This is a genomic window from Clostridium chromiireducens, from assembly GCF_002029255.1.
Lineage (GTDB): Bacteria > Bacillota > Clostridia > Clostridiales > Clostridiaceae > Clostridium > Clostridium chromiireducens.
Map to the genome: position 1 here is coordinate 48,653 of NZ_MZGT01000030.1, position 12,957 is coordinate 61,609.

Consider the following 12,957-nt stretch of genomic DNA (forward strand, 5'->3'; position numbering starts at 1 on the left):
CAATACTATTTTTTAATTATTCTCTGTTACTCCAGATGAAATATTTACAAATGAATTTGTGATAATGTATTTATTATCTCCAACTCGAATGAATTTCATTTTGACACTATCTCCAACCTTAGTTAAAGCAACTTCTCTAGAAGTTTCTGTTGAAACTGAGAATATATTTGGATTATTCTTTATTTTAACATCATAAATACTTTCACCTTCTTTTATAACAAGCCCTATTCTTTCAACTTCTCCTTCTACTACTTCTTCCTGATTCCCACTTTCCAGTGAAATATTAGTATTAGTCAAACCTTCAAGATATTTGTTCAACGTTGCTTGAAGTGTATCTCCAACCCCCACAGTATTATAATTCTTAACATTTACCATAGAATATTGCTTAACTAAACCATTAGAATCTTTTAAAGTCATAAAATATGTTGGCTCATTCTGAATATTAATTAAGTAAGGAAAAGTTGCTTTATATCCATACTGTTGAACCTTCCCCTCCGCTGATCTCATACCTGCTTCCTCTGTAGCACCAGCAGTTTTATACAGTTTTGTTTCTCCATTCCTCGTATTAGTTAGTGTAAACCCTACAAGTGATTCATCGCTTCCTACTGAAGTAATGCCTGTATAATAGTAACAGGTCCCTTTATTATAAATTATATTCATACCATTTGTTGATTTTAGCTTATCTTTGTCAGTAAAGTTTAAAACCCCATGAACTAATTCTCCCCATTTATTAATATATCTATTTATATACTGCTTAGGCTGTATTCTATCGACCCAACTTGGTAAATTATTAATATCATAGATAACTGAGTTTCCAGTCTGCGCATCCATTACTAATGCCCCGATAGCTTTAGCTTCTATAATACCTACTCCGGTATCATATCTTGTTATTACCCAATAAGGTCTTCCAGTATCATCCAACTCAAATGTATAATCTGTATGTCCAGCTTTCATATCCTTAAAGTAAGCTGCCCTGCTTAAATCACTAAAAAAATATGCAGAATTTAAATATTTGAGTTTAATATCATTACCATCAAGTTTAGTAACCAATTCCACATCATTCTGATTTGTAGCACTTACTTTAATATATCCAATTGTCCCTTCTCTATTGGTAAACCATTTAAGAAAAGATGAATGCTCAAGTGGAGCCACATAACATAGTTGACCATTTACACTTTGTAGATTTAATTCACCAATAGTAACTTGACTCCCAAGGCTTGTAATTTCACCGAGTTTTTTATCTGCAAGTTTATATGCAAGTTCTTTATCTATTGTAGGTAATTGATTTATATCCATATATTCTATTTGGCTTGAAAAATCTACTTCATCTATACTCCCAATCAAATTTCTGTGAGCATTATAGCTAATTAGCGGACTATAAAAGATAAATATGGCAATATATAATGCAGCAACCGATGATGCTGTAATTATATATTCTTTTCTTCTAAGCAAAATCCCATATGCTAAAGTACAAATTACGAATATTCCAACTATAGTACCTGCACTAAGACTAATATCTAAAATTAAACTACTTGAAAATAATAAAATCAATCCAATAATCAAATACGCACTAAATAAAATTTTAAGATATCTAATGAAATTTCTATTATTCATGTTTCTCCTCCAATATATTTATATTTTTTGTATAGATTATTATAGCATATAAAAATACTCCTGTATTTATGAAGCTATATAAATACAGGAGCTCATATATTATTAAAAGGTAAAATTTCTAAAATAATATAGCTATTAATATGTGGAAACTATATTATAAAAATGTGTAGATATGCAATGGCAAAGCATTCTTCACATTTAAGAAATATTCCTTTTGGGGGCAAAGTATAATAGTATTTTTTCTTTAAAATATTCTTTAATTAAAATTTCCTTACAACTTAATTGTAAAAGATATTTATCTTATTCCTTATTTTTACTTTATGATTATTTATTTACAAAGTCAAAAAAGAGATAAGAAGGCCAAACTTTACAATTGTGAGACCTCATTATCTCTAATCTATAAAACATATTTACATGATAACAAACATTTTATATATATTCAACATTTCCAGAAAATTCTTAAGAAACGTAAGAAAATATATCATCATACTATATTTTTTAAAGTTTTTGCTTAGATTTTTTTCACATTTCTTGTTGCTACTATATCTACATTAGTTCCAAGAATATTTTTAATTATTATATCGCCAATTTTGATAGGTGCATTTACTGTAATTTTGTTGATCTCCTCCATGCATTTAAAATTAAGATCTTTAGGAATTGGATTTTTTGTTTTTACAGGCACCACTGCCAATTCTCCATTTTCTACTTTAACAGTTGAAGTTATTACTCTTACTGGGTTTGTAACTTCATTTATCCCATATTCAATACCTCTATTGCAACCATTTCCTTGTACACTATTATTTTCTGCATCTACTTTTAAATGACATCCCTTAGGACAACATATACAAATTAATTCTTTTTCCATTTTATTCACCATCCTCTAATGATATTGTTATATCACCTTTAACCTTATCTAATAGCACCTTACCTAAAACTACTTTTTCCATTTCTGATGGTGCTAAATGAGCTCTTTTAAATTTAGCTATAACTTCATCATTACATCTTACAACTAATGCTTTATCGTGATATATATTATTTACTCTCATAAATATAGTCAATTTATCATCAACTGCATCTACATTAAGTCTTTGAGGAACTGTATAATTCACATTTGACCCATTTATAATATTTATATATTTATTTTTATTAAGCTCTCCTTTAATATATTTTGCAGCTGAAAAACCAGCATGTTTTGATTCTTGACTTACAAAGTCTACTAAATCATGAACATGTACTACATTCCCACATGCAAATATACCATCTACTGATGTCTCCATACTTTCATTAACCATTAAACCATTAGTTCTTCTATCTCCCTCAATTCCAGCATTAAATGATAATTCATTTTCAGGAATTAATCCAACTGACAATAACAAAGTATCTACTTCAAATTCTTTTTCAGTTCCTTTAATAGGTCGTTTATTCTCGTCAACTTCAGCTATTATAACTTTTTCAAGCCTATCTTTTCCTACAATATCTACCACTGTGTGAGAAAGATATAGTGGAATATCATAATCATTTAAGCATTGAACTATGTTTCTATTTAATCCATTTGAATATGGACATAATTCAACAACCGCTTTAACTTTTGCTCCTTCAAGAGTCATTCTTCTTGCCATTATAAGCCCAATATCTCCTGACCCTAAAATAAGAACTTCTTTTCCCGGCATATATCCTTCTACATTAATATATCTTTGAGCTGCTCCAGCACTAAATACTCCTGCTGGTCTATCACCTGGTATATTAATCGCCCCTCTGGTTCTTTCTCTACATCCCATAGCAAGAATTATAGCTTTTGCCTTAAGTTCCATGAATCCTTCTTCTGTGTTTATTGCATAAACTGTTTTATCTTTTCCTATCTCTAAAACCATTGTATCAAGCTTTATCTCAACATCTGTATCTTCAATCATTTCTATAAATCTTCCGGCATATTCAGGCCCAGTAAGTTCTTCTTTAAAGGTATGAAGCCCAAAACCATTATGAATACATTGATTTAATATACCTCCTAATTCTTTATCTCTTTCTAAGATTAATATCTTTTTTATCCCATTATTATATGCTTCATATGCTGCTGCAAGGCCTGCTGGCCCTCCACCTACTACTATTAACTCATAACTCATAACACTACCTCGCCCTTCTACTTACTTTTACCCACTAGAATATAAGAATTATCCTTTTCTAAAACAACACTTTCAAGTGGAACACTATATTCCCTTGCAATTATTTCTTGAACTCTTGGTCCACAGAATCCACCTTGGCATCTTCCCATTCCCGGTCTGCATCTTCTTTTAACACCATCTAAGGAAAGAACTCCAAAACTTCTCTTTATTGCATCTACAATCTCACCTTCTGTTATACTCTCACACCTACACACTATTCTTCCATACTGTGGATTTTTCTTAATTAATTCTGCCTTCTCCTTAGGTGACAACTCCATGAAATGAATTTGCTCTCTGCTAGCTACAAAGTTTTCTTTTTTCTCTAATTTGCACCCTGCCTCAGCTAATATATCTACAACTCCTAAAGCAATAGCAGGAGCTGATGTTAATCCAGGCGACTTCATCCCTGCCACATCAATAAATCCCTTAACCTCATCATTTTCTTCAACTATAAAGTCACCTGTATCTGGATTAGCTCTAAGACCTGCAAAGTTCCTTATACTTTCTCTAAAATTAACTTTTTTTGTAGATCGCATTGAAGCTTCTCTTATAGCTTCTAACCCTTCTGCAGCTGTTCCTAAATCCTCTTTATCCTCTATATCCCTAGCATCTGGCCCCACCATTAAGTTTCCATGAACAGTAGGAGTTACTAAAACCCCTTTTCCTAATTTTGATGGGCATTGAAATATTGTACTATTCACTATATTCCCCTGACTCTTGTCCATAATATAATACTCACCGCTTCTTGGAATTATTTTAAAGCTCTCTTTACAGATTAGATTATGAATCTTATCTGCATAAAGTCCGGCCGCATTAATTACAAATTTAGCTTCAACAAGTTCTCCATCTTGAGTTGAAATTCTAAACAAATCCTTTTTATCTATAGAGACAACTTCTTTTTGTAGTTTAAGTTCTCCACCATTTTGAACTGCATTTTCAGCGAGCGCAATTGTATATTCAAACGGTCCTACTATACCACCAGTTGGTGCATATAATGCCCCTTTTATTTCTTCATTAATGTTTGGTTCCATTTCCAGAACCTCACCCTTATTTAATATTTTTAAATCTTTTACTCCTATCTTATTTCCATTTTCATAAAGAGCTTTTAACGTATTTAAATCTTCATCATCAAAAGCTAGAATTAGTGATCCATTTCTTTTAAAAGGAACACTTAATTCTTTGCATAAATCTTCAAACATTTCATTTCCTGTCACATTGTACTTTGCCATTAAAGTGCCTTCTTTAGGATCATAACCAGCATGGACAATTGCTGAATTTGCTTTACTTGTACCCATTGATACGTCTTTCTCTTTTTCTAAAACAACTACTTTTAAATTATACTTAGTTAATTCTCTAAATATAGAGCTCCCTATAACTCCTGCTCCAATTATCGCCACATCATACATAAAACATCCTCCTTATTATAAGACATAAAAAAAGTCAAGCAAAAAACACGATGAAAAATCATCCTAGTTTTATGCCTGACTCTATATTCTCTCAGCATTTATATTCAATTACATTTATATTATATCCTGTAAAGGTATACTTGTCCAGTATAAATATTAAACTTTTTTAAAACTTTTCACTTTATTTATCCATTACATTTTATTCTATTCTTCTTCCCAAGCTTCTGCCCTTTTAACAGCCTTTTTCCATCCTCTATATAACTTTTCCTTTTTATCCTCAGATAGATTTGGAGTATAAGCCTGACTTACAGCCCACTTTTCAGCAATTTCTTCTTTTGATTTCCAGAAACCTACAGCAAGTCCTGCTAAGTATGCTGCTCCAAGTGCTGTTGTTTCTGTTATTATAGGTCTTACAACCTCTGCACCTGTAATATCAGCTTGGAATTGCATTAATAAATTGTTTCTACTAGCTCCTCCATCAACCTTAAGTCTTGTAAGTTTACATCCAGCATCTTCCTGCATTGCATCAATAAGATCTTTGGATTGATATGCAATAGATTCAAGAGCAGCTCTAATTATATGATTTCTATTAGCACCTCTTGTAAGCCCAAATATAGCACCTCTTGCATACATATCCCAATATGGAGCTCCAAGTCCAGTAAATGCAGGAACAACATATACACCACCGTTATCTTCTACTTTTTTAGCAAAGTATTCTGTATCAGCTGCATCATTAACTAATTTAAGTTCATCTCTAATCCATTGGATAACAGCTCCACCTACAAATACTGATCCTTCTAATGCATATTGAACCTTTCCGTCTATACCCACTGCAATTGTGCTTACCAATCCATTTTTACTATGAATTAATTTTTCTCCAGTATTCATAAGTAAAAAACAACCTGTTCCGTAAGTATTTTTAACACTGCCTTCTTCAAAGCAAGTTTGACCAAATAAAGCGCATTGTTGATCCCCAGCCATACCAGCTATTGGTACTCTAACTCCTCCAGTACCTCCAAGGTTTGTATATCCATAAACTTCTGAGGAATTCTTAACTTCTGGAAGCATTGATTTTGGAATGTTAAGTTTTTCTAAAATCTTTTCATCCCACTTTAAATCCTTTATATTATAAAGCATTGTTCTTGATGCATTTGTATAATCAGTTACATGAACCTTTCCATTAGTAAGTTTCCATACAAGCCAAGTATCGACTGTACCAAATAATAACTCACCTTTTTCTGCTCTTTCTCTAGCACCTTCTACATTATCTAAAATCCATTTAATCTTTGTTCCTGAAAAATAAGCATCCAATAATAATCCTGTATTTTCTTTTACGTATTCTCCAAATTCATTGTCTTCCTTAAGCTCTTCTATTATAGCTGCAGTTCTTCTACATTGCCATACTATTGCGTTATATACAGGTTCGCCAGTATTTTTATCCCAAACTATAGTTGTTTCCCTTTGATTTGTAATTCCAATAGCTGCAACTTCTTCTTGAGTTATATTTGTTTTTGCAATTACTTCTTGTAAAACTCCGTATTGGCTTGCCCATATCTCTAACGGATTATGCTCAACCCATCCTTGGTTTGGATAGATTTGTGTAAATTCTTTTTGACTTACTCCAAAAATATTTTGCTCCTTATCAAAAACTATCGCCCTTGAGCTTGTAGTTCCTTGGTCTAACGCTATTATATATTTTTTCATACAATGCACCTGCTTTCTATATTTGTAAATTTTAATTTTAAATACTAAATTTTGCAATAAATCTTATTGATTGATATTTATTAATCATTTTAGAATTTAAATGTTACTTTACGCAGTAATTTGCTCATAATTATAGCCACATAAAACATTCATTTATACTTACAATGCTTATTATATCTTGCTGCATAGTATAAATTTAAAATTTACTTAGGTAAATAATATTAATCTAAGTAAATTTAGTTTTATGTGGCTTCATTCTCTAATTCTCTTTAGCCTACATGTCCCAAATTTCTTTTTTAGTAGTAGATACACATGTTGCTCCTGAATTCAATGCTTGCATTACATCTTCTTTGGTTTCAATTAATCCGCCAGCAACAACTGGTTTATTAGAATGTTTCGAAATAATTCCAAGTACTTTAGGAATTATTCCTGGTAATACTTCTATTGCATCACATTCAGAAATCATATGATTTTTTACATTATTTAATGAAAGTGTATCGAAAATAAATACTCGTTGAACTCCTAATAAATTATATTTTTTAGCGAGTTTTACAACTTGAGGTTTTGTACTAATAATGCCACTAAATTTTGTTTCATCCTTTATATATTTTATAACAACTTCCTTGTTAGTAAGGCCTTCAACTAAATCGATGTGGATTATTCCTATTTTATTCTTAGATGATATAATTTCACTGATATTTTTGATGTTCATTATATCTCCAAATAAAACAAATATAATTTGAGCATCTGAATTTATTGCTAGTTCTAACTGTTCTTCATTTTTTACTGCTGCTATGATCGGATTTTCTTCTAATAATTCTTTAATATTCATGCATACTCCCATGTAATTGTTTTCTTTTTTTATTTTAAGTATTACATATTTATCTTTTAGTGTCAAATCTAATTGACTAAAATAATAAATCAAATTCTCTAAACTTTCTGGATATTTTTTTTGTTTTTTTCAAAATTTGTCACACTTAAATTATATAATTATTTACTATTTATATTTATATTTTCACTTAGTAATCTAATAAATAAGTTTAAAAACCACTTTGCTTAATTACATAAACACTGTGTAAAATACCGCTCCTAGAACAGCTCCTACTATTGGTGCAACAACAGGAATCCATGCATACGACCAATCTGAATCCCCTTTGTCAGGTACAGGTAGTAATGCATGTGCAATTCTTGGCGCCAAATCTCTAGCTGGATTAATTGCATACCCAGTTGTTCCTCCTAAACTTAAACCAATTGCCCAAATTAAGAATCCTACAAATAATGTTCCAATTCCATTTGTTAAATTTTGCGCTCCAATTCCTAAGATTCCAAATACTAATACAAATGTTCCTATAACCTCACAAATAAAATTTAATGAATTATTTCTTACAGCTGGTCCAGTACAAAATACTGCTAGCTTGTCCCCCTTGTTATCTGTTGATTTAAATTGATCATAGTTAAAAATCAATACTAATGCTGCTCCTAAAAAGCCACCTATAAATTGTCCCGCCAAATAAATTGGCACCTGTCCCCAAGCAACTTTACCTATAGCTGCAAGAGCAATAGTTAATGCTGGATTAAAGTGAGCTCCACTATAACTTCCAAAAATTAGAGCGGGAACTGCAACTGCAAATGCCCATCCTGTTGTTATTACCATCCATCCTGAACCAAACCCCTTTGAATTCTTTAGTACAACATTTGCGACAACACCATCTCCTAAAAGAATAAGTAATAATGTCCCCACTAACTCTGCGAAAAAAATTGTCATAACACTCTCTCCTTTTCAAAATAACAATATTATTCAACTTAATATTTAATATATTAAGTTAATTTGCTTTTGATTTTCATTCCATACATTTGATAGTTTCCACATGACCTATTGTTATAAATTTCATTCTTCTTTTGATTCAGAGGCGTTATATTTTTTCACTACTTTTCACCCACTCTCAAACTTTATAATTCTATTAATATTTCAAGGAAATTAACTAATAGCTATTTATGATTTTAAGAACTATACTAAGTAAATGTTTGATTTTTAAAATCCAAATAAACTTAATATTAAATAAATTTGCTCATAATTATAGCCACATAAAACTCCCTTGTAATCTATCAATACAACATAAATCAGTTGCATTGATAGATTACAAGATTAAATTCACTTAAACGGATATAATTCCCTAAGCAAATTCAGTTTTATGTGGCTCTATTCTCTAATTCTCTACAGCCTAAATTTCTAAAGTTTCCCTTGAAATTTTAATGTAATTGTTTTCTTATTGATTTTAGTATCACATATTTATTATAAGGTGTCAAGCTTCGTTAACAATATAACAATCATAATTTACCAGTTCATTTTTACCAATTATAGAAAAATAGAGTATTAAAAACAATTATCTATCTTATAACATCTCATATTTTTTTCTAATTTCAAATTATATAGGTTCTTATTGTTAAATTTTTATTTATCATATAAATTGCTAGATTAACAGACACTACTAACTCAAAAAGAATGATTAATCCAGCTATCTTCTGAGATTTAATCATTCTTTTCTGTATGTAAATTAAAATAGGCACCATAAAATCTTATTTATATATGTCAGAGAACTCTATATTTATCTTTTCAATATAATTTTTTCCTATGGAATCACAAAAAGAGAATTCCTCCTCAACTTCATCAACTAATTTACATGGTATTTGGATTATAAATTCTGTGCCTTCATTGATATGACTTTTAACCGAAATTGTTCCTCCCTGCAATTCAACCAAAGATTTTACAAGTGAAAGCCCTATTCCACTTCCCTCATGATCTCTTGTTAGAGATTTATCCACCTGCATAAATCGTTCAAATATAGTATTAAGTTTATCTTTCGGAATGCCTCTACCAGTATCTTTAATACAAATACTAATATTTTCACCTATGTCTTGTACATTTACTAAAATAGTGCCGCCATTAGGTGTAAATTTCACTGCATTCGATAAAAGGTTTAGTATAATCCTTTCTATTTTCTCAAGATCGCAGGCAATAACTTTTTCTTCTACATCTGTATCAAATATTAGTGATAATCCTTTGCTTTCAACATAATCTGCTACAGATATAACAATGTTCTCAATAAGACTAATTATATCAACATTTTGCTCACAAATATCGAAATATCCCGAGTCAATTTTTGTTATATCAATTATATTATTAATAAGCCTTAGCAATCTATAACAATTTTGTTTCATAATTTTAGTATATTTATATTTATCTATAGATTCATCTGGAAATGAACATTTTTTTAATTTTAAGTCATGCATTTGCAGGGCAGAAAAAATGAGGTTAATTGGAGTTCTTAGTTCGTGAGATATATTTGAAAAGAACTCTGTTTTTATCCTATCGTATTCCTTAATCTCATATAATTTCTTTCTTTCATCTTCTACACTTCTACGTAATTCTTCAATATTCTTTCTCTCAGTTATATCTATAGCCACTCTCATAAATAACTTATGTCCATCTTGTAATTCTCCAATATATGCTGAATAAAAGTTCCAAAATCTTATATTACTTTTCCGCGTTTTTACAATATATTCACCATCATTCTGCCTCTTTTTAGATGTAGATAGCTTTTTTATATTATTATCCGCCAAGTCTAACTTGAATATTTCTGATACTTCTGCCCATTTAGAAATTGTAGACATATCTTTAATTGTATAGCCTGTAATTTCGACCCATGTTCTATTAATTGTTTTAATATTGCCATCTTCAGTATATAACATTATAGGTAATGGAGCTTCTTCTAATGAATAACGAAATTGTCTTTCACTTTCTTTTAGAGCTTCTTCTGTTTTTGTTCTTTCAGTAATTTCTTCTTCGAGTACAACGTTGAATTCTTTTAATTCAAGAGCTATCTCTTCAAATTGTTGATTTTTTTCCCTAACCTCTTTTTTCAAAACTTTATTAAGATTAATTAATTCTTCATTAGTCCTCTGTAATTCACTAATCGAATTACTATTCTCATTTTTTATTTTTTCTAGTTGAAGTTCCATAAATCTAAGCTTTAAGTGCATTTCAATTTTCACTACTACTTCTAGTTCATTAAAGCAACTACATATATAATCAACTCCTCCAACACTAAATAATTCCTCTTTATCATTATTTTCTTTTGAGCAGATAAAAATAATCGGAATTTCCCTAAGTTCTTTATCTGTTTTTAATATTTTACATATTTTATATCCAATTTTATCATTTTCACTAATATCAATTAAAATTATATCTTGAATATTTTCTTTCACATAGTTTACGGCTAAATCATAGTTCGAAGTATTTTTAATATTATTATAACTTTTCTGCTTAAGTATCTTTGTTAATGCCTCAAAATTTTTAACACAATCACTAAAAATAAAAATATTGGCATTATTTAATAATAGTTGCATATCTTCCATTACTTATAACCTCATCTCAAAATATTTTAAATAGATACCTGGAATATCTCTTCTCAAAATAACTTAAATTTAAGAATTAAACGTTTTATTTCCACTAATGTATAAGGAATCTTACATTTCTGTCTTAACCCTAAACACAAGCATTGTCGATGATTGATTCATATGACCTATAAACTGTTCCCCATAGGCGGAAAAACCAGCTGTAGGGATATCTTTAAATATTTCTGCATATTCATTCAATAAATTATCTCTTTCTAACTCAAGTATTCTATGAATGCACTGAAAATTTATCATCCCTTCTATTCTCCCAAACTCATTTATCTTGTTATCGATAGCTTTTTTAGTTTCTTCAATAATATTTGTTGATTTAAGAAGTTTAACTTCCATTCCTTCAAGTATATTACAATAAAACGACATACTTGTCCCAATTACTTGTTGCGGTGCTCTTATAAAAATATCTTTTTCCCCAACTATTAGTCCTAATGGATTTGTCATGAAATATTTTGGAACATCATCTAATGAATGTTCTCCTACAGCATCTGCATATTCAAAAACTGCAGGCCTATTGTTAAACTCTATAACTTTCCGTTTTTCTTCATTAACCTTGTTAGCAATAAAGACATGATCCAAAATTTCAAAGCTTTGTGTTTTTATTATATCAAATTCTGCCTTATCGCTTATTTTTAGTAAAATAAGAACAGCAGAATCATTATAAACATTTCCATTTGCACTAACAAACGTTTCTGAAAACTTATAATCATCACCAGCTGATCCACCAACAAAAAAAACATTCGTTCTATTACCAATCAAGTCCATAATTTTTTCTTCTTTCATGCTTAGTCCGTCAATTAATGTAATACCAACAAACTTTTTAGTATCCATAGTATATAGGCTTTCTTCATAGTATTCTTCGAATGACTTAAAGGCTTTTTCTATACTTAAGTTTTCTCTCATATTTTTGACAACTTCTACCTTAACATCTGAAACAATATTTGATCCGATAGCCATAGCTACAACAGAATTTCTTAAAACTTTACCACTTACTAACTCTCCCGCTGTGGAACACCCTACTACTATGCATTCCGGAAAATTTTTACTCATGAGTTTGCTGATCTTCTGTTGATCAAAGATGGAGGATGCAAAAAAAATTATTAGCTTTGTATCCTCAACATTCAACTGATCTTTCAAATCTAATACAACTTCCTCTTCTATGTACTTAGTTGAAAATGCAGACTTCATATTAATCCCTCTATTATCAAAACTCCTTATATTTAATTGCTTAGCTATTTCAAAAAGTTTCTCAATTATTGCAATATCATCTAAAGATTTATTATCAAACTTTGTTGGATTAATCCCTTTTAATATTAATTTAGCTATAGTCATTTCTTTAATAGCAGGATTACCTCTAGATCGTTCTTGAATAATCTCATCAATCATTTCTTTTATTTTCCCCGGCAAAAATACCACTCCTATTCATTCTCTCTTCACACATTCTCAAAATCATCCAACCAAGTATATATTTTATATCAAAATAATTATAATTATAACATATAATTCCTATTTTTTACTTAATTTTCTTTCAGAATATCTTATATTCTATTCATATATTTTTTAAAAAAGCATAAAATGCCAACTATATTATTCACAATATAGTTGGC

The 12,957-nt window shown here is 29.9% G+C and carries 9 protein-coding genes; all 9 read right to left on the bottom strand.

Annotation, left to right across the window (positions count from 1 at the left end; genetic code table 11):
* Positions 1-12: 12 nt before the first annotated feature.
* Entirely contained in the window at positions 13-1,614 is a 1,602-nt protein-coding gene (locus tag CLCHR_RS12300) for a cell shape-determining protein (protein WP_079440099.1), read from the bottom strand.
* A gap of 511 nt (positions 1,615-2,125) precedes the next feature.
* Entirely contained in the window at positions 2,126-2,479 is a 354-nt protein-coding gene (locus tag CLCHR_RS12305; RefSeq protein WP_079440100.1) for a DUF1667 domain-containing protein, read from the bottom strand.
* Position 2,480: 1 nt separating this feature from the next.
* On the bottom strand, positions 2,481-3,734 hold the full coding sequence (locus CLCHR_RS12310) for an NAD(P)/FAD-dependent oxidoreductase (RefSeq protein WP_079440101.1): 1,254 nt from the start codon (positions 3,732-3,734) through the stop codon (positions 2,481-2,483).
* Positions 3,735-3,751: 17 nt separating this feature from the next.
* A complete protein-coding gene (locus CLCHR_RS12315; RefSeq protein ID WP_079440102.1) occupies positions 3,752-5,179 on the bottom strand; it encodes an NAD(P)/FAD-dependent oxidoreductase in 1,428 nt (475 codons plus the stop codon).
* Positions 5,180-5,383: 204 nt separating this feature from the next.
* Positions 5,384-6,883, bottom strand: coding sequence for a glycerol kinase GlpK (gene glpK / locus CLCHR_RS12320; RefSeq protein ID WP_079440103.1), 1,500 nt, complete (start codon positions 6,881-6,883; stop codon positions 5,384-5,386).
* Between the two features lie 274 nt (positions 6,884-7,157).
* The gene (locus CLCHR_RS12325) at positions 7,158-7,715 is read right to left on the bottom strand and encodes a glycerol-3-phosphate responsive antiterminator (protein WP_079440104.1); all 558 of its coding nucleotides are present in this window, start codon (positions 7,713-7,715) and stop codon (positions 7,158-7,160) included.
* A 228-nt stretch (positions 7,716-7,943) separates the two neighbouring features.
* On the bottom strand, positions 7,944-8,648 hold the full coding sequence (locus CLCHR_RS12330) for an MIP/aquaporin family protein (RefSeq protein WP_079440105.1): 705 nt from the start codon (positions 8,646-8,648) through the stop codon (positions 7,944-7,946).
* Between the two features lie 812 nt (positions 8,649-9,460).
* A complete protein-coding gene (locus CLCHR_RS12335) occupies positions 9,461-11,299 on the bottom strand; it encodes a hybrid sensor histidine kinase/response regulator (protein ID WP_079440106.1) in 1,839 nt (612 codons plus the stop codon).
* A 111-nt stretch (positions 11,300-11,410) separates the two neighbouring features.
* Positions 11,411-12,757, bottom strand: coding sequence for an FIST signal transduction protein (locus tag CLCHR_RS12340; RefSeq protein ID WP_079440107.1), 1,347 nt, complete (start codon positions 12,755-12,757; stop codon positions 11,411-11,413).
* Positions 12,758-12,957: the final 200 nt, after the last annotated feature.